Origin of the sequence: Paenibacillus sp. FSL H3-0321, assembly GCF_038002865.1 — a bacterium.
Lineage (GTDB): Bacteria > Bacillota > Bacilli > Paenibacillales > Paenibacillaceae > Paenibacillus_AQ.
Map to the genome: position 1 here is coordinate 1968358 of NZ_JBBODH010000001.1, position 21702 is coordinate 1990059.

Consider the following 21702-nt stretch of genomic DNA (forward strand, 5'->3'; position numbering starts at 1 on the left):
TGCGTCATAGGTTCCACTTTAACTACGAAATCCATTAAAGTGCCTCAGCCTTTGGATGAAATCATGAAGTTCTGCATCTTCCCATTCCGAAAGCCGTTCATAGTACACAGACTCTTTTTCCTTTAGCGCATCTAAAACTTTTTGTTGCCCGTAATCGGTAAGAGATAATACAACTCCCCGTCCATCATTAGCCGACGTTTCTCGTTTTACATATCCCAAAGCTTGAAGTTGTTTGACGAGGCGACTGACCGAACTTCGATCCATTGCTGTTGATTCAGCTAAAGCGGCGGCATTAGTGGCGCCATAGGAATACAGCCAGCGAACAAGATGGAAGGCAGCAGGCTGTATGGAGGAATCGAATTTAGCAGCGGCTTTTACGTTTAATGCATGTGCAGAACTAATGAGAGCATTAAGCTGTTCGCCCAATTCAATCTCAAGTCTATCCCTAGGTATGTTTATCTCGTTCATTCTTATTCACCTTTCTTTAGGTCTAAATCAAACCTTTAAATAGTTGACATATGTCAACTAAATCAATATAGTGGATATATGTCAACTAAATTCATAGGCAGGTTATAGTGATTATCCACTTTTAAAGTGTATCATAGGAAGGAGAAATGACGATGGTTAATAAAGAAAATGTTGTCATTACTGGTGCTACCAGTGGACTTGGGCAGCTTGTCGCGCTCGAATTAGGAAAACGCGGATTTGACCTTATTTTGACTGCCCGGAGTAAAGAACGCGCTGAAATCACGAGAGAACGAATTATGGAGCAGGTACCTTCAGCGAATATTGATTTCTTTTATGGAGACTTTTCGTCAATTAAGGACGTTTCACGGGTTGGGAGTGAAATAGCAGCCGAATATCCTAAAATCGATGTGCTGTTGAACAATGTGGGGATTCATGCTTTTAAGCCTCGCATCACCCCCGAGGGTCTTCCTGAGATGATTACCGTCAATTATTTCGCTCCCTGGATTTTAACACAGATTCTAAAACCTTCCCTGCAAAACTCGAGCCATGCCAGAGTTGTCAATGTTGCCTCTGAAGCTTCACGCCGTCACGGTATATTGAAGCTACCAGAGGATTTAACAGATACAACTCCCTTTACCGCTCGCGGCTCATCCCCTGTCTATGGAAAAACCAAATTATTAAATATTATGTTTTCGGCTGAACTTGCGCGGCAGTGGTCAGGTACGGGTATTAGCGTAAATGCACTGAATCCTGGATTTAATGTTACCGGACTCGGACGAGAACTTTGGTTCGCCCCCGTACTCGAACGATTGTTGAAAGTCCTGCACCTCGGAGATCCGCGAAGAGGAACCGATATTATTACCCGATTAATTGTTGATCCGAAATATCTAAATAAGACGGGTGGATACTTTAATGTCGGAACAGGACAATCCATTGAGCCAGTCTCTCCCGGAGGAGATGCTGCCATGCAGCACAGGTTGTGGGAAAGCACAGAGAAAATTTTGAGAGAAAAGGGGGTTCTATAGGCAATTCAACAAAGACAGCCGATCGTAATGACTGGCTGTCTACATGTCGTGTTTGAACTATCGAGACAGTTGAATGTTATACGCAGGACTGTATCCTGGCCAGTTAAGAAATAACTATCGCGACGTTACTGTGCGGAAATCTTAAACTTCACGCCGACATCCCCGGCGAAAACAATCGATCCTCCCGCAGGCAGTTCGACCTGATCCTTACCTCCGATGACACTGAAGTAGCTGCATGCTCCCTTTGCATTATAAACAGCGAAGGAAGCGTTCGGGGGCATGCTCACTTTAACGGTCTTGCCCCTTTCTTTGTCGCTTATCGTATACCACCTGGCGTATCCGCTGGGTGGAATCGTAACGATTGACTTCTTAGCGATGTAAATAGGCTTCACGGCAGCTTCGTTTATTAAGATGCTTCCACCAAGATCCAGATACTCAACGCCGTCCTGTTTAAAGAACGCAAAACCTGAGAGATCCCGCCCGCTCATTCCCGGAATTTGCAATTCGGAGACGGCTGAATTCGGGCCGGTTATTCGCTTATCCAACACGTACCCCGGTAATTGTTTCGACACATTCAATTGGATGGTTCCCGCCTTTAAATACCCGAGCGATGTATACTTCTCATTCAGCAGATAATACTTTTTGCCGTCGCGCTGAATCCATGCTTCTTTGGTTTTTGCCGGAAGATCTTGGGGCTGGAGCTTCTCGGCGTTGTACACTGATATAGCCATCTGCCCAAGACCCGGCAATGAAGCGTATTGACGTATCCATAAGTAGGTGCGGCCGTTCTCTTCCGTCACGAAGCTGATCATCATATTCCCATCCGCACTCCGGAACGTGCCGTCCGCCGAATACCCGAAGATCTGGGCCGGATTATCGGGCGACTGCTCCGAAGTGATGGACATGACGCCGTCTTCGGTAATATCGATTTTTATCGTTGTACTGGTCGCGCCATAGATTCCCGAATACTGCAGCACAGACTTCGGCATATCAGCCTTTATTGGCGCGCCGTATGACTTCTCAGGCTTGAATTCGGCAATTGTCCCTTTCTCCTTTAGCGCCTGAAGCAGGATTTCGTTCGCGAGAAGCCGGTCGATCGCACTGCTCCCGCCAGAAGTGACAACAGCTGCCGCCATGTCCTGCTCGGGAAGCACAACGAGCGATGAGTGATAGAGAAGCGTGTCCCCGCCTTTGGTCAGCGCCTTCATCCCGTATTCGCTGAAGGGATACAGATTGACGTTGTCCCAGCCGAGACCGTATCCGTAATCGAATGAGCTGTCCTCATCGTCAGGCCACAAAGATGTCTTGAATTCGTCTTGCGCCATGGCCGCAGCCGATTTACCAGACAAGACTTCTTCCGCTTCCCCCGTGAAAATTTGCGAGAATCGAGCCAAATCTTCCGCCGTGGAATAAATACCTCCCGTTCCGATAACGTTGAACGTCTCGTTGGGAAGTTGTCCTGTATAGGTAGGATAATAGAGTCCCGCCATCTTCGCTGTGTTCGGTGAATCAAGCGGCGTCTTCGTATTTGCCATACCCAGAGGTTCTGTAATATATCGATGGATATAAGAGGTAAAGTCCATGCCGCTGACTCGCTCGATCAGAATCTGGGCCAGCGTAAATCCGTCATTGCAGTAAACCGAATAAGCGCCCGGGGCCGCCTTTAAGGTCTGACCGGCCAGTTGCCCCAGCAGTGTGTCGTAGGCGTAAGTATCATTATCTTCGAATAAAACGGCATTTGTCATCGACGATCCGTTCAGACCGGAAGAATGATTCAGCAGCATGCGCGGCGTAATCTGCTTGTAGCGTTCATCCTTCATCGTAAACTCGGGGATATACTGGACGATAGGCGTATCGAGATCGATTTTCTTTTGGTCGACCAACTGCATGACGGCTACCGTGATAAACATTTTACTCGTCGAGCCGATCCCGTACATCGTATCTTTCGTGAGCGGCTTCTGTCCCTTCTCATCATTCTTGCCGGATTGGCCGGATATGACGATGCTGCCATGATCGATAATGGCGTACTGCACGCTGTTCGTACCGTAAGTTTTCGTAAGGAGATCGGCCTTCTCCTTTGCATTTTTCAGGGTTCCTTCGTAGGTGATCACCGCCTCGTCCGAAGGCAAGTTCATTTCCGCCGTTGGCACGGTTAACGGCACAGAGCTTGAATCGAGCACCTCGGATGTATTCAGTGCCGCTTCTATGTTCTGCATTGAAGCCAATGCTGTGTTGCCGTCCCAGAAGCTTAGCACCAGACACCAAGCTAGCAAAGCCCCCATTATCCATCGATTTTTCTTCATATAAACTCTCCTTCCGAAGATTTCTTTATTTATCTAAAATAGACAAATCCGAGAATGGCAGCATTTACCAGAATTGCTATAATTGCAGCGACAATGATCTTACCGGGCCGATTAGCCATATTGACCGTCCATCCGAATCCGTATCTATCCGGAACGATCAACGCCGGGTCTTCGGGGTTCACGTAAATGCTACCGAGCCACTTCCAGTGCCTCTCCTCCTGCGACGGTACGTCTCTTTGCTGATCAAGACCTCTGAACCGCAGATAAAGCATGACGCCGATCAGCGCCAAGAAGAGCGCCGCAAATATAGGGCTGCCGATGCGGAAAAGCAAATTTTCGTTCCAGCTGTACAACGTTATGGCCTGCGTCAACCCCAGGAATACAACGATTAGGAACGAAGCGTAGTAGGTCAGAAGCGAATAGATTTTCTTGCGCTTCAGCTGTTTTTGCAATGAACCTTCAGGGTCATGGTGATCAAGCGATGTTCTGGCGCGGCTGATCATCAGATGGATGCCGGTATACAACACGATATTCAGCGTTTGCAGGGTGTTCAGCATGAACACGGTCCACACGGATTTGTCAAAGTCATATTTACCGAGATGGAACCATTGCGGGATCGTATCCCATCTCGTAATGGCAAAGAAGATGCATAGCGCCAATACGACGACATGCGCCAAATACCACCAAGTGCTCAGCGCCGAGCCATGCGTCCGGCCGACCACAAGGCTCGCTGAGCGCTTCGTCTGCACGATAACCTGCCAGCCTCTGGCCGCCTTCAAGCGTTGCGCGGACATCCGGCTGATCCAAACGGCGAAGGTTGACGCAATGAATAGAAGCAAGACGGCTATCATCCAACACAGTAAACCCAACGCCGGTTGCTGACGCAGCCATAAGAAGGAAGCTCCTCCGATGACGATCGTAAAGCCGCCGGTGAGAAAAACGTAATTCCGGCGAATTGCCCGGACGTCAGCATCCTGCAGGGCCTCTGCCGGAAGCACGATGCCGAACAGCAGGGTTCGCATGCCGATATAGACCTGTAAGCTGAGCATGAGCGCAATCATCAAATAACTACTGGACACTATAATCAAGGCTTCTTGTTTCAACGCTGTTCCCCTCCGCTATTTGTAATGATATTCCGGAACACGGACCTGCTCTCCTGCGTGAATGCCTCTTCCGACATGCCTCGTACCGCAGCTGTTGCCGCAAGAGACCGCAGCTGCTGCCGGAGCTTATCTTCGAAAGCTTCCGTCACGCCTGGCATCCCGTCGGGCTGAACGATAACCCCCTTCTTTCGGTGTACTTGAAGTAAGCCCTCCTGCTTGAGCAAATTGTAGGCTTTGTTGACGGTATGGAGATTGATCCCCAAATCCTCCGCCAAGCTCCGGATCGACGGAAGCGGATCCCCCGGCTGCAAGGCACCGGAGGCGATCCCTTCGACGATTTGATCAACCAGTTGTGTGTAAATCGGGGTTTCCGATTGCAAATCGAGCTCTATGAACAAGAATATCCCTCCTTATGGTAGTTTCTGCGCATCTTCAGGAAGCGTGGGGCCGATTATGCCGTGCAAAAACAATTCGGCCGCCATATGCGCGACGATCGCGTATTCTAAGCCTTGCCGTCGGAATAGGTGGCCGCGACGACGGCAGGCTTCTGGGCATCAGCAGCGTACCGGCAATGGCGCAGGCGATCATTAACCATGCGCGATTTTGACATATAGAAGCCATTCAAAATCGGACAATCCTCTTCATCTGTTATATTACGTGTATAACATATATGATAATCCCATGCAAGATACATTTGAAAATTATTCCATGTTGCTTAGTATGGTTATTAATGTTCTTAAAGGTTTGAACTAAAGTGTGTCATATGAGTTTGCGTAGGCTATAGCATTAAACAAACCTGCCCTTAGCTTAATAAAAACGGCAGCTGATTTTCTGGTCAGCTGCCGTGGTATCCTTATTCAACTTTCCTGTCCGTTAGTTCACCCCTAATTTTCCATAATCGAGTTTATAAAATCTGTTTTGGCATGGGAATACGTAAATTAATGCTGAATGTGTCCCGGTTTAAGCCATAACACGTCATATCCCATATTACTGAGTATTTCCAACCCATCGTTAAACTCAATTCTGTTTGATCCATTCCACCCATTTTCCAAACCATACAAAACAAACTGCTTAACTATTCCTGGGTAATGTAAATTAAAACCTTCAATATCACCCGAGGTTATTTTCTTTAAGTGAACACCAACTAACAGAGGGCTTCCCGAAATCGGGTCATCCCATGTACAAAAGTGGAAGGAACATGTTATGTTCTTCAGTCCCTTTAATGATATAGAAAGAGTGATTTCGCATACACCTTGGTGGTATTTTTGGTTAATAACATAAACGTATTTTTTATCTCGAACATTGATTTCCCTTATGCGTTTCTTCATATTATCAGCACCTATTTGAGATTTGCAGTCGTTGAACGTCTTCAGTTAGCTTCATATCGTGTTTTACATATAATCCAATCATAAATCCAAAACTTCGGTATGCCAAAGATAACGGATATTTAAATGTGACCGGCAAGATCGAATTTCAAACTTGTAAGGTAGATGTAAGGCAAATCGATAGCTCAGGCCAGCCTGGCAGGATAAGATTGGAACAAATGAAAAAAGAATTTTTAAAAAGGAGAATCGAGATGAGGCTGTTTGAACTGTTGCTTTTTTTGTCAAACATCGGCTTGTTTGCATTAACAATCCTATTAAAAAAAGGACGGCGTAGAATTCCAGTATTCGTTGCAAGCGGGATCGCCACACTTCTACTGGTCATTCATTGGACGGTGGAAGGATACAGAGTTCAGCTATTTTTCCCATATTGCATAACGATCATTTTTTTAGCCATTTCAGGTTATAGCTATTTTAAAAAAACCGGCAAAAAAAAAATCCCACGATTCATGTTGGGTTCAGCTTATACCGCTATAGCGATAATGCTGGTCGTAACAGCGGGTCTCATGTATGCTTTTCCTGTATATAAACTACCTGAACCGACAGGCGAATTTAAGGTAGGAACGCAAACTTTTCATTTCGTGGATACAAATAGGGAAGAGATTTTCGACGAAGCCAGAGATGGTAAGAGAGAATTGATGGTTCAGGTATGGTATCCGGCTCAAGCTGGCAACGGCAAGTACGCTCCCTTTATTCCCGATACCCAGATTTTACGTTATATGTCCGCGAACTATGGCCTTCCCGGGTTTACTTTTCAACACCTGAAGTACGTATCCAGTCATGCTTATTCGGGGGCCGAAGTTTCTTCGGCACAGACTTCATACCCGCTGATCCTTGCGAATCCCGGCTTCGGCTCTTCCAGGTTCCTCCACACGTCGCAAGCCGAAAATCTCGCGAGTCACGGATATATCGTGGCAGTAATCGACCACACCTACAATACATTTGCAACCGAGTTTCCGGACGGTCGAATCACGACCAGCACAACCAACGACTTATTCTCACCCAACCATGATTACCGGACGGAAAGCGGAAATCGCGACAAGTTGGGAAAAGTTTTAACCGGCGATGTGGCGTTTGCGCTGGACCAATTCGAGCTCATTCAATCGGGGCAGATTCCAAGTCATCTAAAAGGGAGGATTGATCTCGGCCATGTCGGGGTATTCGGTCATTCCATCGGCGGAGCGACGGCCTATGACGCTTCTTACGATCCGCGAATCGCGGTTGGAATAGACTTTGATGGAGGGCTTTATCGACTGCGTGACAGAGAAGGTCTGCGAAAGCCATTTTTGTTCATCAACTCGGAAAGCGAATTCGAAAAATTAAAAATGGTGATGGATAACCGGGTCTACACAGATGCAGAGCTTAACCGTATGGGCTCAACAAGAGAGTGGGAGGATCAAGTAACGGAAGATAAAAAGTTGGAGCTTGAACGGATGCGCGAAACGGTCGACGAAGGGGGACAAGTCCTCTATATCGACAATACGGAGCATTTGAATTTTGCCGACGTACAGTTCATTACTCCGATTTTCAAAATGCTGGGCATTACAGGAAAGATTGCGCCCGAAAGAGCGAACTCCGTTATCAATGCCTATATGCTGGATTTCTTCGATATGTATCTGAAAAATCAAGGCGGAATCCTAATGAAAGGACCGGATAGCCGCTTTCCGGAGGTGAAGTTCGTAACCTCGCAATTATAAATTACGGAACAGGCTACCGATTTTGATATGCTCCCCTTCAAGTAGACAGGGTTAATAAATAAACCGCTACTTGAAGGGGAGTTTTCCTTTGTCTAAGAAGAACGAACACAACTCTCAGATTGGGTGAAGAAGGGGAAGCGAAAGCTATGAGCAAGGGGCGGTCTATCAATTATCAGGAACGAATAGACATTGTTCTTTACTGTCTTGCCCCTCCATCCATTTAGGAAGTACGTCTCGATCCTTTAGTCCTCCAAAATTTGCACATTCTTAGCTGTCCTACGCTGAGAATCAACTATACCCGGGAACTCGAATAGGTCGAACGCAACTTTTTGACCCTCTTTAAGAAACCGAAAGCCGTTCGGTAGCCTAACAGGGTCTGGTCGTATTTCGCTAAAGTGAACAAAAACATGGCTATCGTCCTGCCCGTCTAGCATTATCCGTCCGTAACCTTCATCTTCTTTGAACCATTTGACAATACCACATCTTCTTTCCGCCATTTAGGCACCTCCTCTGTAGGGCATCGAACATGTCTACAAAGAGCCCACACGTTCGATAGCATAGATTACTCATCCAGAACCACATTAATATCTAGAGATATTAACTCCACTGTCTGCTTAAATAAATGAGTAAACGTTTTTGACGTATAAGTTGTTGTAAGTCCTTGGAAAAATAGTCACTGATGAGAAGCAGCTTGGTCAGCCTTCACACAATCAATTGCGACAACGAACGCAATCATGATTGCCTCCATCTCCTCATTCAATATTTGAATCTTGTAGCTGTCGCCCCAAGTGAACCACTCCTTGTTCACTTCACCTATGACTACACCATGCTGTAAAACCTGAAAATCCATGTCCCACCAATTACCATGTACCTCTATGTCAGCAGAATCAATCGTATAACGTGCTTTAAAGAAAGAAAACTCCTTCTTAATCGTTAACACCTCTCGACCATTAACCTCAACAAAAAACTTTGGTAAAAAACTGAACATCTTTTTCGTAATAAGTGCGACTTCATCTCTTGTTGTATTCATAATGGAGAAAGTCTTTGGAATTTGCAAAAAACTGCCCTCTACATAATAAACATCCTCCTCCTGCTGATTCTTTACCGTAAATTTTCCACTTATACTGAATACTTTCTGCTTTATATAAAGTTGCTTCATCCCCCGCCTCCTTCGATATAATATATTTCCATTTCTTGTCTCCTACACAATATAAACCAAGTATATCAAAGATAGGTTATTCAAAATTATGCCAGCTTGTTTCATAACCATGATTTTCAATAATCGAAGCTTGATCTATACTTCTCCCCAAAATATCTCAGTTTCATAATCGAATAGAACGATACCATCCTGATTATTCCTATCAAATAGATTTCGCAGTTCCGTCATCATCGGATTGTAATTCGGATGCCCGGGTACAGGGCTGTAGGAAGATGATTGCAACCGGCCTCTCAAGCCCTCGAAATCGAACTCCTGACTCATTCTGAATCGCACTTCATGCATCGTACCTTCCTTGAAAAAAGAGAGAAGCATCGTCTGAGAAATATTTTTATGATTGACTTTTTCGTAGTCTGTTCCGTATGTATGAAGCAGTTGATCGTACTCTTCACGAAATGAAGTACCGTTTGTAAGACGGGAGTTCCAGATTAGTATTACTCTCCCACCCGGCTGTAGAATTCTACGGAACTCGGTTTGCGTTGCTAAGCGATCAAACCAGTGAAACGCTTGTGCGCAGACAATAAACTCAACCGACTGATCAGGTAATCCAGTAGATTCTGCAGAACCAGATATAGTCTGAAAGTTCGGATTGCTTTCTAACATTTGCTCGGCGGCTACCCGCATTGCCTGATTCGGCTCGACCGCGATCACATAGCTTCCGCGTTCCAGAAGTAGCTTTGAAAAGATTCCTGTACCTGAACCGATGTCTGCTATTTTACTGTTCGAACGCAAACCGACGAAGTCGTACAAATAATCAACTGCCTCTTTCGGATAACTCGGGCGGTACTTCAAATATGAATCGACCCGGTTCGAAAATCTTTCTCTATTGTTCATCTCTTGTCACTCTCCTTTAAAAATACATTAACCCAAGAAGATGTAACAAACCCAATAAGCCCATTGGATATATAATTAATCTTGAGTATAAGTTCTTAAAATTATTATTTGGATTCTTCTCAAAGAAAAAATGAGCGATCGAGTGAAAAATTAAAAATAGATCTATTATTACGAAAGATAAAAGTTGTTGACTTATAAATGAAAACAATAAAAAAGTATATAGCGGTAGATGCAAAATTGTAAAAACTTTGAATACGCGGTTATCTTCCATATCTTTTAGGATTATAAACATTCTCCATTCTTTAGCTCTTATTGCATCCATTTCGTGCAAAAGCAGGAGAGCAAAATTAATTGAAAAAATCATTAGTAAAATTGATGACAAAGTTACACCTCACTTATTGGAGATATTCTAGAGTTAATCACATCCCACTTTAGGTGAGTGCTGGTACAATCATTAAATAATTACGTTACGAAACATGGAGAGTTCCGTTAAACTGCCCATTCGTATTATGAGGTCAGCCAGTTTTGCTGATAAAATATCAGAATTCCCCAACTTAAATTTTCCACCATGATGAAAAAGGAACGGAAAACTCTCCAATTAATGGAGTAGTTTCGCCGATTTTAGGAGTAATTAATTTAACTTTTGCTTCGTTTGCCTTTTTTATAGCTCGTTCCACCGGTTCTGTCCAACCATGATAAGCAAGGGTAAAAGCCCCCCAATGAATTAACATCATATTCTTCCCATTTACATCTAAATGAGCCTGAATCGCTTCTTCAGGTGTCATATGTACCCAAGGCCATCGTTTATCATATTGACCACCTTCAATTAAGGTAATGTTAAATGGTCCGTATTTTTTCCCTATTTCCTTAAAATGTGAATCATATCCTCCATCTCCGCTGGTATAGAAACGTGTATTTTTTCCAAGAATAACCCACCCGCCCCATAAGGTAGTATCGCGATTAAACATTCCTCTACCAGAGAAATGTTTCGAGGGAGTTAAAGCAATAGTTAAACCTTGAAACACAACTTCGTCCCACCAATTGAGTTCTGTAATTTTTTCTTTTGTAACTCCCCATCGATTGAGGTGGGCACCTACTCCATGAGGAACAAAAAAATGACCGGCCTTACTCTTTAGTCTTTTAATGGATTGATAATCTAAATGGTCATAATGGTCATGTGTAATAAAAACAGCGTCCAAAAATGGCATTTCATCAATAATATGCAGCATATCTTTACCGTATCGCTTGCTGCCCGCAAAGGAAACTGGTGAAGCAACAGGTCCTAACATAGGGTCTACCAATAGCTTTTTATTATCAATATTCATTAGGAAAGCAGAGTGCCCGAACCACGTTAAACTATCTTCTTCACTTTTTATTTGTTTCCAATCAATGTTTGACACCTGAATAGGCCCCCTAGGTTTACGATCTTTTCTTCCAGTGATAGAATCCTTAATCATAGAGAGGACATCCATAGCACTCATGTTCATCTTTGTTGGAACCTGATTAACAAATTTCCCATTAGAAAAATTATCAAACCCACCATACACCAGTTTTTGTTTTTTAATTGAGTTTCCGCCAAACGTTGGGTGTATACCTATAAACAATGAAACTAAAAGGATTGATACGACTAAAAAAAGGAAAACATAAAACATTATTTTTCCATCCCTTCCTGAAGATTGATAAGCATTCAGATTCACCAAATCATGTCCATCGTTAACGATGAACTTCACCACGCTGACAGGCCTTAAGAATATTCAGGATTCCCTTCGACATGGCGGTACCCGGCGAGAAGTTACTGGTTGGACCAATGCAACTGTTACCACATCTGTACCGGCAATGGCTTTGGCCATACTCGACGCTTCGAATACATCCCCCTGCCGGGTGCTGAGCCGCTCTGCAGGGGTAATGACTTCCGGCCGGCGAGCCACGGCTACAACCTCATGTCCCAATTCAAGTGCCCGCTCCATCACTTCCTTCCAGTTCCCCCTGTTGCTCCAATAATAGCAATTTTCATTGAAATATTCCCCTCCGACTTAAATGCACATTAGTGTATTAAGAAGCAACTATGTATGTATAATTGTAAACAGAAATAGAAAATCTACAATTCTTAAAAAGGCAGGTTCCGTGCATTAGAGTGTGCATTAGAGTGTGTATTCAAACTATAAATTTTAGTTAAATGATGGTAAATTAAAGATATGAAAAGACGATACGAAATACGCGACGATCAATGGGATCAAATCAAAAATTCGCTTGAAAAAGTGCCTAATCCAAAAGGCAAAAGGCCCCAAAAGACAATCGAAAGATGCTTAATGCCATGCTTTGCGTAGCTTGTACAGGTGCACCGTAGCGTGATATGCCAGAATATTACGACTTCTGGTCTTCCGTGTATATTCGGTTTCGCCGATGGCAAAAGGCCGGAGTATGGGATCAAATATTAGAAAAAGTTTCGATCGAACCTGACTTCAAGAGCGTAATGATAGAGGCCACTATTGTTCGTGCCGGAGCAAATGGGGGCCACAATTTCAGGCTATGGGACGATCTAGAGGCGGATTAACCACCAAACCCATGCCTTGGTGGATGCCTTAGCGAATCCCTTGCGCTTTGAGCTAACTGCTGGACAAAGCCATGATTCCGTGATGAATTATGAGATGCTCCAGAGCCTAGATTTGACTCGAAAACAAGTCTTAGCCGATCGAGCGTATGACACGAATCGAAAACTTAGCCTATTGGAAGCACAGTATGCCACGGTTGTTATTCCGAGTAAGAAAAACCGTCCAGTGCAATGTAAATGGGATAAAGAAATCTACAAAGAACGGCATTTGGTAGAATGCCTTTTCAACAAAACTAAGAATTACCGTCGTCTAGCCACTCGCTTTGATAAATTGGCCTGTACTTTTCGCACCTTTTTGACGCTCGCATCGATTATGATCTGGCTTGCTTAGGTTTGAATACACGCCCTAGTACCTTGACCGATTTTGATTCTAGTTTTACACTCTTCCTATAAAAAAAATATGGGAGGGTAAGACAATGAACAAAAAATACGAGATTCGACTGGAGCCGAAAGAACGCGAATGGATCGAACAACTTCTTCATGCCGAACATCCCCCGGCATTCGCCGCCGCTGTCTCGTGCTGCTGCTTTCGGATGAAAATCAAGGTGCCATCCCCAAGCAGACTGAAATTGCCAGTCGTTCAGGAGTCAGTAATGTGACGGTCTTTTATACGGTAAAAGACTATTGTACACGTGGGCTTCAGGAGACGCTTAGTTACCGTCGCCGCGCTGAATCGGCACGCCCTTCCCCGATCACTGGTGAGGTGGAAGCCCGAATCATTGCGTTAGCCTGTTCTGAGCCCCCAAAGGGGTATGCTCGCTGGACCATTCGTTTGTTGACCCGCCGAGTCATCGAACTGAATATTTTGGGATCTGTCGGACGAGAAACCATTCGAACGACTTTAAAAAAACAAAACTTAAGCCTCACCTGAAAAAACAATGGTGCATTCCCGCCAAATCGAGCAGTGAGTTCGTCGCTTGGATGGAAGACGTCCTAGAGACCTACGCCCTTCCTTATGACCCTGAAATCCCGCTCATTTGTATGGATGAACAGCCGATCCAACTGCTCGATCATTCGCGGCCTCCACAAACCATGAAGCCAGGACAGGTTCTGCGAAAAGATTACGAATATGTTCGCAAAGGAAGTTGCAGCCTGTTTCTGTTCACAGAACCGCTCGCGGGATGGCGTCACGTGCAGGCTTCAGAAAGACGTACTAAATCGGACTGGGCTCTGCAGATACAGGAGCTGCTGGAGGTCCACTATCCAGAAGCGAAACGGGTTCGGCTGGTGATGGACAACCTGAATACCCATACGATCTCGTCCTTGTATGAAACCTTAGCACCTGAACAGGCCTTAGCCTTGGCGAAACGGTTGGAAATTCATTACACCCCTAAGCATGGCAGTTGGCTGAACATCGCTGAGATTGAACTCAGTGTACTGACAATTCAATGCCTGAACCGCCGAATTGTCTCTATTGAAGAATTGCAAGGCGAGGTGTCGGCTTGGGGAAACCGAACGCAACCGAATCCAAAAATCCGTTGATTGGCAATTTACCACTGAGCAGGCACGAGGAAAGTTAAAACATTTGTATCCTGAAATTTGATTTGGTCAAGGTACTAGTTCATAGCTTTGAATTTTGCTCAATACAATACATCATTTGGCATCATAGTATTCCACATACCAATCAGCGAATTTCTGTAAGCCTTCCTCTATGGAAGTCCTTGGTTTAAATCCTACAGCATGTTGCAATAAATCTGTGGATGCATACGTTACTGGTACATCCCCCAGTTTAATGGGCTCAAATATTTTATTAAATATCACTTTTCTACCAGTAGCCCTGCTTAAACACTTTTCTAATGTATCAATAAATACCATTAACTTCTCAGGGCTGTTATTTCCTATATTAAAAACCTTATGAGAAACTGTTTCTGTCGGTGCTATACTTAGAACTCTCTCAATACCCTCTACAATGTCATCTACATAAGTAAAATCTCGATAAAGATCATTTTTAAAATCACCATTATTAAATATTTTAATAGATTCACCCGCAAAATATTTTTGGGTAAATCCATAATAGGCCATATCTGGGCGACCCATTGGGCCGTAAACAGTAAAAAACCGTAGACCAGTAACCGGTATCTTATAAAGATGACTATAAGTATGCGCCATTAGCTCATTCGACTTTTTCGTAGCTGCATATAGCGATTCCGGCTGATCTACAACATCTGATTCTTCAAAAGGAACCTTCTTATTAGAGCCATAAACTGAGCTAGATGAAGCATATACAAGATGGTCCACTGGATGATTTCTACAAGCTTCAAGAATGTTAAAGAAACCTACGATATTACTTTGAATGTACATATCAGGATTCTCTATAGAGTAACGCACCCCTGCTTGTGCTGCTAGATTTACAACAATGTTCGGTTTGTAATCTTCAAAGACCTTGATAATCAAGTCCTTGTATGAGATATCAACTCTTCTGAATTCAAAACGGCTAAATAACTTCAGTTGGTTTAAACGATCATGCTTGAGGTTAACATCATAGTAATCATTTATATTATCAATACCGATAACTCGGCTCCCTTGCTCCAATAACCTTTTAGATAAATAATATCCTATAAAACCTGCTGCTCCAGTAATTAGAAATGTTTTCGTGTTATCTACAGGTATATCGTTCAAATAGCTCGCCCCTTCAACTATCTTCCGATGGAATAATACTCCACGCCAGCTTCCTTCATATCTTGAACCCCATACAAATTCCTACCATCATACACCAACGGTATTCTCATTAATGTTTTATAAACTTCCGGCTGTATTTCTTTAATCTCTCCCCATTCAGTAAATACAAAACAGACATTGGCACCTTCAAGAGCTTCTCTTATGCTCTCAACATATTTGATACTTCCCTTTCCGTTTCGACCTTCTGGATACTCCTTAGAAAAATTCGATTTTCCTACAGGATCAAAAGCATGGATTTCTGCTCCCTGATTTAATAACAAAGGTATATTTTCAAGCGAAGCTGCTTCTCTTAAATCATCAGTTCCAGGCTTGAATGTCAATCCTAACACTGCTACTTTTAGACCGTTAAAGGTGATAAGTCTTTTAGATGCTTTTTTAAAAAGAATTGTCTTTTGGCTAGTATTCACATCAATAGCAGCTTTAACTGTCTTAAGCTCATAGCCATTTTGTCTTGCTAAGTACTCTAGTGCTTTCGTATCCTTAGGGAAACAGCTACCTCCGTAACCAATGCCTGCATTTAAGAACTTGCTTCCGATTCGTTCATCGAAGGACATTCCTCTTGATACATCCTGAATATCTGCTTCTACTAATTCGCAAAGATTAGCAATATCGTTCATGTAAGATATCTTTAGAGCAAGGAAATCATTAGATGCGTATTTTATCATCTCAGCTGATCTTCTTTTAACAGATACGACTGGAATATTAAACGGCTCATAAATTTTCATCAGTATATTTTCTGCCCATTTGCTCTCTGTTCCAATTACTATTCTTGCTGCTTGCAGAGTATCTCTAACTGCTGTACCTTGTGCTAAAAATTCTGGATTAGATGCTACCTCAACTCTTATATCTTCACCTACTCCATTACCGTTACCAGTAGGCTTTCCGCCATCTCGAGGTAGAAAATCGTGAATAAACTGCTCTACCTTATCATTAGTGCCTACTGGAACAGTAGATTTCACCACAACAAGGCAATCTTTTTCTATTGTTTCTGCTATTTGTCTTGCAACTTTAGCTATATATGAAAGATTGGAAGATCCATCGGGCTGCTCAGGAGTACCAACTCCTATGAATATCGCATCAGCTTCTCTATAAGCTGACTTATAATCAGAAGTATATTCAAGTCTACCTGCTGCATAATTCTTTTGCATTAGTTCCTCCAGATCAGCTTCATAAATTGGGGATACACCAGATTTCATTAGTTCAACTTTATTCTTATCAATATCCACACAAGTTACGTGATGACCGACTTCGGCGAAGCAAACGCCGGCTACTAGGCCGACGTAGCCAGTTCCAGCTACTGCAATTTTAAATAGATGATTTTTGTTAGACATTGTTCATTTATCCCCTCTATCGAATATAAAATCATCCCACGGAACAAATAAATACAAAAGTCAATAGCGTTGCATAAAACCCCACTCAGTAAATTTATAAATTGTGCTACAACTGATAATTTACTTCCGTTTATTTAATAAAAATCTCCATAATTAGGGGAGCAGGTAATCCTCTCCAAATCCTAACTATATGAGATCTCGCATAGACAAGGACACACTTTTATCGTCATTTGGTAAATGGGTAGCACCCATAAATCGAAATTTAATTCGTGGTTGGGCTGTGGAATCCAGTGATTAAAAGAAGCTTTGCTTATTAGCCTATCTCCTCATCTTCATCGACGCTCAGCTTCAACAACATCGCGGATTAAGAGATATTTTTGCCGACATTCCGCATACTGAAGCTTTTCAAATGAACTCTGAATTTGTTCGATAAGTGCATCTCAACTCTCACGGAGGAATAACAAGTTATCACCAGATATTCTCCAAAAGTTGTTTTGTGACCTTGTTGGTCAGCTAGCTCAGCTAGGTTAACCAGTTTGCTCTCGGATTGGAACCGTAAAGTTGCTTGATTCGACCACTATGAGACTATGTCTGAGTAAATACAATTGGACGGAATCCCTAAAAACCAAAGCAGGTGTCAAACTTCATTTGCAAGTGGCTTTTTGCTACCGTATACCCAGACAAAGCAGTGTTTACATCAGCAAAACCGGCCTACCCCACGGTGATGGATTCCCTGAGTAACGAGAACGGTATCACCTACGTATTTGACCGTGGATATTTGGATTACGGGAAAAATAATCAGTACAGTACGAACGGTGTTTTTTTCGTCACACGTCTCAAGGATAATGTCATTATTGAAACGAAAGATGAGTTTGACGTAGCGAAAGGTTCGCTTATTACAAGAAACCATATGGTGAAACTCGGTCAAGGCAAGAAGCAGACCACCATGGTGTTTAGGCTCATTGAAACGACGAATTTAATAGGAAATCCAGTCCGCATTCTAATTCAATCGTTTTGAACTAACGGCGGAAGAAATAGGTGACTTGAATCGTAAACGTTGGAAGATTGAAACCTTTTTTTGATGGATAAACCAGCAATTAAAGCTAACACGCTTTTATGGCGAGCAATAACATGCAGTCTGGAATCATATATGGATCTGACTGATCGCTTATGCGCTGTTGCTACTGACCAAACTGGAACTTTCAACTTCAAGTCATTATGGGAATTCGTACGCTTGCTCAAAGTAAAGAAATTTTTCCTTTGGAACGAATTTAGAGATATCGTCCATGTAAAAGATAGTCGTGTTATTTTAATGCAACGCTAATGACAAAAAGTAAACTTTTAAAAAATATATTTTGATATCAAGGCATCTTAACAACTTTAAATACTAAAAATATCTTTAATATGTTTCGGCTCAAACCCAAAGTTAGTGCTTGATTCAATTTAACCATAATGCGCATAGTTGCATTCTACGAGAACCCCTTGCACGTAACGTTCGCAGTTTCGAGTAAAATAATGCCGACACTGAAAGGCTTTTATTTGGTAGTTCCACCCCTCAACCGTAGCGTTGGTCCAGCGACAACGATGGTAATTCAGGATCAATAATTTCCAATTTTTAATGGATTTTAAACAAGCCGTAATCGTCGGTTGTTGAATTTGTTTACCCTGAACGAACCAGTATGGCAGTATGTACATTTGGTGAGAAATCGTTCTATTGACTGAAACTTTCTTTCCAAGAGCTTGCTTAAGCAAAGCGGAATATCCCAGTATGTCTCGCAGTTCTTGCTGCTTTTCAACAGACAAGGATTCCAAGCGAGGATTCAGAAGGCGATGCTTTGCCGTAAAATGTGCTTTCGCTTGTAGACCTAGGGTGGGAGTGAACGATTTGCGAATCGGATGAACCGCTCTACGACATACCGCTGCATATGAAATCGGTCAGCCACTCTGGTGGCTTCAGGAAAACATTCTCGAATCCAATTGTGGTAACACGAGGATAAATCCAACACAATAACCACGGGACGAAGTGCTAAATAAACAGGACTCTGTTTGGCAGAAACCCTTAGTTCTTCCAGCTTTCGACCAGGCAGAATATCCAGTAGCATTTCGCCGCGCGAGTAATGAATACACATATTGTAGGTGTGTCCTTTTCGAATGGCAAAATCTGCAATCCCCAGAACAAGTATGGACATTAAGGCGGCTTCTTGTCGTCCTTGCTTTTGCAGCAATTACTTTCGATGGCTGGCCACTGCTCATGCTTATGATGAAATGGTACTGTTTGAAAAAAATGAAGCTCTGCGCTTTGTGTGATCGTAGCCACGCGCGCCGTCTGAAGTTCTTCTGTTCAAAACCTTTCGTATATCGCTTCCCCTGATCAACAAAGGAATAATGCCAGACGGATTCTCATTCACAAGACTTGTAGAATAATCGGATGGCAGGAACGAGAAGATAGATTCTTTGACCTCCAATTCCCAGATGACGAATTCGGTGAACCGATTCTGTCCTTTGCGGATGACGTTTTCCATGGATTGCAACATGGATAGGCTTGTCTCACAGTGATGGGAGTTACTTCGATATAAAGAGTGCTTTCATTGATTTCCAAGACTTTCTTTATTTCTGCATCTGGCAGTCGGAGTAAAAAATCGGTATACTGATTGTGCATTCTTTGTTAATTATCTATTTGTTCGAGATGAGTGATTTTTGTCGCCAACCTTGAAAAAACTTAGAAAAACAACAAGCAACTAATCCGTAGAAGAGTTGCTTGTTAAATATTGTATTTTCAGAAATACTGCTTAGTATCTATCCTTTACTTCGCACCGCTTCGCCTAATAAAATTCATGATACAGCTTATCAGCACCCGCTCCTCAATCAGCGATACATAACTACAGCTGAAAGCTAAGTCCATGGTGATCTCGAACTCTTCTCCATCGGTAACCAGGACAAATCATTAGTAGATTTGCCTACTCACTCATACTAAACGCAGTATGAGCTATATTACCTTTGTATCTCTTATTCTTTCGATTCGTTAGCCCCTATGAATGCTAAATATTCAAAACTATCAATCATAGGTTTACAATCAAATTGATCCGATAATCCTATCTCAAATAGACAGTTTTTACTAACAATATATTCGTAAAGAGTTGACCACTTAATTTTGCCTTTACCCAGAGCTAGGGAATCATGAATTCGCTCACCTCTACTATCAACAACGTGAAAGTAATCAATTTGATCGTTATTGTCTAATATGCTTTTTTCCAATTCATTTTGACAGCCATTAAAACCTATAAAGGCATGACTAATATCATAGCAAAGACGAATTCCCAACGGTTTAACAATATGAGAGGTCCATAAAGGATTTTCAGTTGAAAATATACCTAAACAAGAATTTTCCCATAAAATTCTATCTAATGATCTACTCGATAGCTTCCATAAGGCATTATACATTCGTTCTGAATTCATTTGTATTATTTTATTTTCATCCGGTAGAGTTCCACTTTTTGTCAGAGAATAATGAGGGTGAATGACACAATAAATCTCTTCTCTACTAGATAGTTCTTGGAGCTTTAAAAGGGAATCAACGTAATAATCCTTAGATCTAAGATCGTTGCTTAAGATATCTAAAGGTTTACCTTCAAAAGTATGAGGTTGATGGAGATATACTTTGATTTCAAGTGACTTAAGATAACGAACAATATTAGAAAGTTGAGTTAAGTTATTCAAATCATATTCATTTAAATGAAGTTCGATCAGATCAGGAGAATAAAAAAGTCTATTTAAAATTTGCTTCTCGTTAATCGAACATTTTAATCCTAACATGGGCAGCTTTCTAACCATTAATTTCCACCTTCATTTTATGCAAAGCTTGTAAGATCTCACTTTCCGTGACTACTCTTGAATAAGAATCTTCTCCGAATCGCATCATTTGTCCGATTTTCTCCATTAAAACAAAACGTATTTCTCCACTACGCACTTTCTTGTCAGTATACATTTTTTCAATTAATGTTTTGAATTCAATTTCTGGAGGGTATTGAATAGAAAACCCAGCTTTTAACAGCAAATTTAAAACTCTACGTAAATCCTCTATCGGTAGATATCCTAACTGGTTTGCAAGAAAAATCTGAACTACTAGTCCAATAACTACAGCTTCTCCGTGAAGAAGTTCATAATTACTGAGCGTTTCCAAAGCACGTCCCGCAGTATGTCCTAGATTTAATATTTGTCGTAAATTATTTTCTTCTTCATCTTTCTCAACAATTCTATATTTAATCTCACAATTTTTTCTCGCAATATGTTCACAAACACTTGAGTCAAGAAGAAGATTGTCTTCGATTAGGATTAAATTCATATTTCTTTCCAAGTAGTAAAAAAACTCTTCATCGGCCATACATGCATGTTTTATTGTCTCAGCAAGTCCACTTCTGAATTCTCTAACTGAAAGTGTATTCCATGTATTTAAGTCAATATACACCTTTTGGGGTTGATGAAACATACCGATGAGATTAGTTGCAAAAGGTGTATCTACACCTGTCTTCCCTCCAATAGATGCGTCAGCTGCCGATAACAGCGTTGTGGAGTAAATTAGATATGGAATTCCTCTACAAAATGTTCCCGCTAAAAAACCAGCTAAATCTGAAATCATTCCTCCTCCTAAAGCAATAATACAACTATCTCTACCGTATCCTTTAGATATTAATTGATCCTCTAAAGCTATCTTAGTTTCTCTAGTTTTCGAAATTTCTCCATTTGGTATAGAAAATATATCACATTCAAAATCGTTGGATCTTAGGATTTCTAGAAACTGCATACCATATATTTCTTTTACTTTTGAATCGGTAATAATCGCTATTTTCTTTATATTAGGCACTAATTCATTTTGGAGATCACTAACTAAGAGGTGAATTAAATCTCTGCCAATTTCAATATTATAAGACTTATCAACAATTTTCTTTAAATTCACTCTTATATTTGTCATGAGAATCTATTCTCCCTTTGTTTTAATAATAAATGTGTTCATTCTTTCCTTTGGGTAAAATTCACGATCTCCTTGCTTGTAATT

21 protein-coding genes and 1 pseudogene are annotated in these 21702 nt (G+C 42.0%); 6 read left to right on the forward strand and 16 right to left on the reverse strand.

The genetic code is table 11. The features are described from left to right. Positions 1 to 18: 18 nt before the first annotated feature. Positions 19 to 468, reverse strand: coding sequence for a MarR family winged helix-turn-helix transcriptional regulator (locus tag MHI45_RS08750; protein WP_341118972.1), 450 nt, complete (start codon positions 466 to 468; stop codon positions 19 to 21). Between the two features lie 152 nt (positions 469 to 620). Here MHI45_RS08750 and MHI45_RS08755 point away from each other — a divergent pair, with 152 nt between their 5' ends. After that, a complete protein-coding gene (locus MHI45_RS08755; RefSeq protein ID WP_341118973.1) occupies positions 621 to 1493 on the forward strand; it encodes an SDR family NAD(P)-dependent oxidoreductase in 873 nt (290 codons plus the stop codon). Between the two features lie 125 nt (positions 1494 to 1618). Here MHI45_RS08755 and MHI45_RS08760 read toward each other — a convergent pair whose 3' ends face one another. From MHI45_RS08760 to MHI45_RS08775, 4 genes are all read right to left on the reverse strand, one after another. Beyond that, positions 1619 to 3709: a serine hydrolase domain-containing protein gene (locus MHI45_RS08760; protein WP_076114472.1), complete on the reverse strand. Its 2091-nt coding sequence runs from the start codon at positions 3707 to 3709 to the stop codon at positions 1619 to 1621. A gap of 116 nt (positions 3710 to 3825) precedes the next feature. Next, positions 3826 to 4899 (reverse strand): DUF5808 domain-containing protein, encoded by a 1074-nt coding sequence (locus MHI45_RS08765; RefSeq protein ID WP_076114464.1) that lies wholly within the window; start codon positions 4897 to 4899, stop codon positions 3826 to 3828. Continuing rightward, a complete protein-coding gene (locus tag MHI45_RS08770; protein WP_076114465.1) occupies positions 4896 to 5297 on the reverse strand; it encodes a GntR family transcriptional regulator in 402 nt (133 codons plus the stop codon). The genes MHI45_RS08765 and MHI45_RS08770 overlap by 4 nt, the downstream gene beginning before the upstream one ends. A gap of 540 nt (positions 5298 to 5837) precedes the next feature. After that, complete coding sequence (locus MHI45_RS08775; protein ID WP_076114467.1) at positions 5838 to 6227, reverse strand: hypothetical protein; 390 nt, start codon at positions 6225 to 6227, stop codon at positions 5838 to 5840. A 248-nt stretch (positions 6228 to 6475) separates the two neighbouring features. Here MHI45_RS08775 and MHI45_RS08780 point away from each other — a divergent pair, with 248 nt between their 5' ends. Next, positions 6476 to 7978: an alpha/beta hydrolase family protein gene (locus MHI45_RS08780; RefSeq protein ID WP_076114468.1), complete on the forward strand. Its 1503-nt coding sequence runs from the start codon at positions 6476 to 6478 to the stop codon at positions 7976 to 7978. 242 nt (positions 7979 to 8220) lie between these two features. Here the strand turns inward: MHI45_RS08780 and MHI45_RS08785 are convergent, their stop codons facing one another. From MHI45_RS08785 to MHI45_RS08810, 6 genes are all read right to left on the reverse strand, one after another. Then, positions 8221 to 8475 carry a cold shock domain-containing protein gene (locus MHI45_RS08785; protein ID WP_076114469.1) on the reverse strand — a complete coding sequence of 85 codons (255 nt, stop codon included), beginning with the start codon at positions 8473 to 8475 and terminating at the stop codon, positions 8221 to 8223. Positions 8476 to 8651: 176 nt separating this feature from the next. Beyond that, positions 8652 to 9137 (reverse strand): LURP-one-related/scramblase family protein, encoded by a 486-nt coding sequence (locus MHI45_RS08790; protein ID WP_076114470.1) that lies wholly within the window; start codon positions 9135 to 9137, stop codon positions 8652 to 8654. 135 nt (positions 9138 to 9272) lie between these two features. Next, positions 9273 to 10028, reverse strand: a complete 756-nt coding sequence (locus tag MHI45_RS08795) for a class I SAM-dependent methyltransferase (protein WP_076114471.1) — start codon at positions 10026 to 10028, stop codon at positions 9273 to 9275. 16 nt (positions 10029 to 10044) lie between these two features. Next, positions 10045 to 10392: a DUF6713 family protein gene (locus MHI45_RS08800; protein ID WP_340899761.1), complete on the reverse strand. Its 348-nt coding sequence runs from the start codon at positions 10390 to 10392 to the stop codon at positions 10045 to 10047. Between the two features lie 190 nt (positions 10393 to 10582). Continuing rightward, positions 10583 to 11680, reverse strand: a complete 1098-nt coding sequence (locus tag MHI45_RS08805; RefSeq protein WP_076114431.1) for an MBL fold metallo-hydrolase — start codon at positions 11678 to 11680, stop codon at positions 10583 to 10585. Between the two features lie 102 nt (positions 11681 to 11782). After that, the gene (locus tag MHI45_RS08810; RefSeq protein WP_076114432.1) at positions 11783 to 11995 is read right to left on the reverse strand and encodes an NAD(P)H-binding protein; all 213 of its coding nucleotides are present in this window, start codon (positions 11993 to 11995) and stop codon (positions 11783 to 11785) included. 582 nt (positions 11996 to 12577) lie between these two features. Here MHI45_RS08810 and MHI45_RS35115 point away from each other — a divergent pair. From MHI45_RS35115 to MHI45_RS08820, 3 genes are all read left to right on the forward strand, one after another. After that, positions 12578 to 12970, forward strand: coding sequence for an IS5 family transposase (locus tag MHI45_RS35115; protein ID WP_076114433.1), 393 nt, complete (start codon positions 12578 to 12580; stop codon positions 12968 to 12970). A gap of 129 nt (positions 12971 to 13099) precedes the next feature. Continuing rightward, entirely contained in the window at positions 13100 to 13510 is a 411-nt protein-coding gene (locus tag MHI45_RS08815; protein WP_076114434.1) for a helix-turn-helix domain-containing protein, read from the forward strand. After that, the gene (locus MHI45_RS08820) at positions 13507 to 14121 is read left to right on the forward strand and encodes an IS630 family transposase (protein WP_256718290.1); all 615 of its coding nucleotides are present in this window, start codon (positions 13507 to 13509) and stop codon (positions 14119 to 14121) included. The genes MHI45_RS08815 and MHI45_RS08820 overlap by 4 nt, the downstream gene beginning before the upstream one ends. Before the next feature lie 111 nt (positions 14122 to 14232). Here the strand turns inward: MHI45_RS08820 and MHI45_RS08825 are convergent, their stop codons facing one another. Both MHI45_RS08825 and MHI45_RS08830 read right to left on the reverse strand, forming a co-directional pair. Continuing rightward, positions 14233 to 15258 (reverse strand): GDP-mannose 4,6-dehydratase, encoded by a 1026-nt coding sequence (locus tag MHI45_RS08825; RefSeq protein WP_076114435.1) that lies wholly within the window; start codon positions 15256 to 15258, stop codon positions 14233 to 14235. Positions 15259 to 15275: 17 nt separating this feature from the next. After that, positions 15276 to 16649, reverse strand: coding sequence for a UDP-glucose dehydrogenase family protein (locus tag MHI45_RS08830; protein ID WP_076114436.1), 1374 nt, complete (start codon positions 16647 to 16649; stop codon positions 15276 to 15278). Between the two features lie 724 nt (positions 16650 to 17373). Here MHI45_RS08830 and MHI45_RS08835 point away from each other — a divergent pair. Then, a complete protein-coding gene (locus MHI45_RS08835; protein WP_076114437.1) occupies positions 17374 to 17667 on the forward strand; it encodes a hypothetical protein in 294 nt (97 codons plus the stop codon). A gap of 425 nt (positions 17668 to 18092) precedes the next feature. Here MHI45_RS08835 and MHI45_RS35120 read toward each other — a convergent pair. From MHI45_RS35120 to aroB, 3 genes and pseudogenes are all read right to left on the reverse strand, one after another. Beyond that, positions 18093 to 18838: pseudogene (locus MHI45_RS35120) on the reverse strand (ISL3 family transposase). A gap of 817 nt (positions 18839 to 19655) precedes the next feature. Beyond that, positions 19656 to 20480, reverse strand: a complete 825-nt coding sequence (locus MHI45_RS08840; RefSeq protein WP_076114440.1) for a sugar phosphate isomerase/epimerase — start codon at positions 20478 to 20480, stop codon at positions 19656 to 19658. Further along, the gene (gene aroB / locus MHI45_RS08845; protein ID WP_076114441.1) at positions 20473 to 21618 is read right to left on the reverse strand and encodes a 3-dehydroquinate synthase; all 1146 of its coding nucleotides are present in this window, start codon (positions 21616 to 21618) and stop codon (positions 20473 to 20475) included. Before aroB ends, MHI45_RS08840 begins: the two co-directional genes overlap by 8 nt. Positions 21619 to 21702 lie beyond the last annotated feature (84 nt).

Bases quoted from the DNA above. Each gene is read 5' to 3' on its own strand.
- MHI45_RS08800 (WP_340899761.1), bottom strand. From the start codon at position 10,392: ATGATTTTTTCAATTAATTTTGCTCTCCTGCTTTTGCACGAAATGGAT.
- MHI45_RS08750 (WP_341118972.1), bottom strand. From the start codon at position 468: ATGAACGAGATAAACATACCTAGGGATAGACTTGAGATTGAATTGGGC.
- MHI45_RS08795 (WP_076114471.1), bottom strand. From the start codon at position 10,028: ATGAACAATAGAGAAAGATTTTCGAACCGGGTCGATTCATATTTGAAG.
- MHI45_RS08815 (WP_076114434.1), top strand. From the start codon at position 13,100: ATGGATCGAACAACTTCTTCATGCCGAACATCCCCCGGCATTCGCCGC.
- MHI45_RS08780 (WP_076114468.1), top strand. From the start codon at position 6,476: ATGAGGCTGTTTGAACTGTTGCTTTTTTTGTCAAACATCGGCTTGTTT.
- MHI45_RS08760 (WP_076114472.1), bottom strand. From the start codon at position 3,709: ATGCAGAACATAGAAGCGGCACTGAATACATCCGAGGTGCTCGATTCA.
- MHI45_RS08840 (WP_076114440.1), bottom strand. From the start codon at position 20,480: ATGGTTAGAAAGCTGCCCATGTTAGGATTAAAATGTTCGATTAACGAG.
- MHI45_RS08785 (WP_076114469.1), bottom strand. From the start codon at position 8,475: ATGGCGGAAAGAAGATGTGGTATTGTCAAATGGTTCAAAGAAGATGAA.
- MHI45_RS08810 (WP_076114432.1), bottom strand. From the start codon at position 11,995: ATGGAGCGGGCACTTGAATTGGGACATGAGGTTGTAGCCGTGGCTCGC.
- MHI45_RS08830 (WP_076114436.1), bottom strand. From the start codon at position 16,649: ATGTCTAACAAAAATCATCTATTTAAAATTGCAGTAGCTGGAACTGGC.
- MHI45_RS08835 (WP_076114437.1), top strand. From the start codon at position 17,374: ATGGATTCCCTGAGTAACGAGAACGGTATCACCTACGTATTTGACCGT.
- aroB (WP_076114441.1), bottom strand. From the start codon at position 21,618: ATGACAAATATAAGAGTGAATTTAAAGAAAATTGTTGATAAGTCTTAT.
- MHI45_RS08790 (WP_076114470.1), bottom strand. From the start codon at position 9,137: ATGAAGCAACTTTATATAAAGCAGAAAGTATTCAGTATAAGTGGAAAA.
- MHI45_RS08755 (WP_341118973.1), top strand. From the start codon at position 621: ATGGTTAATAAAGAAAATGTTGTCATTACTGGTGCTACCAGTGGACTT.
- MHI45_RS08805 (WP_076114431.1), bottom strand. From the start codon at position 11,680: ATGTTTTATGTTTTCCTTTTTTTAGTCGTATCAATCCTTTTAGTTTCA.
- MHI45_RS08775 (WP_076114467.1), bottom strand. From the start codon at position 6,227: ATGAAGAAACGCATAAGGGAAATCAATGTTCGAGATAAAAAATACGTT.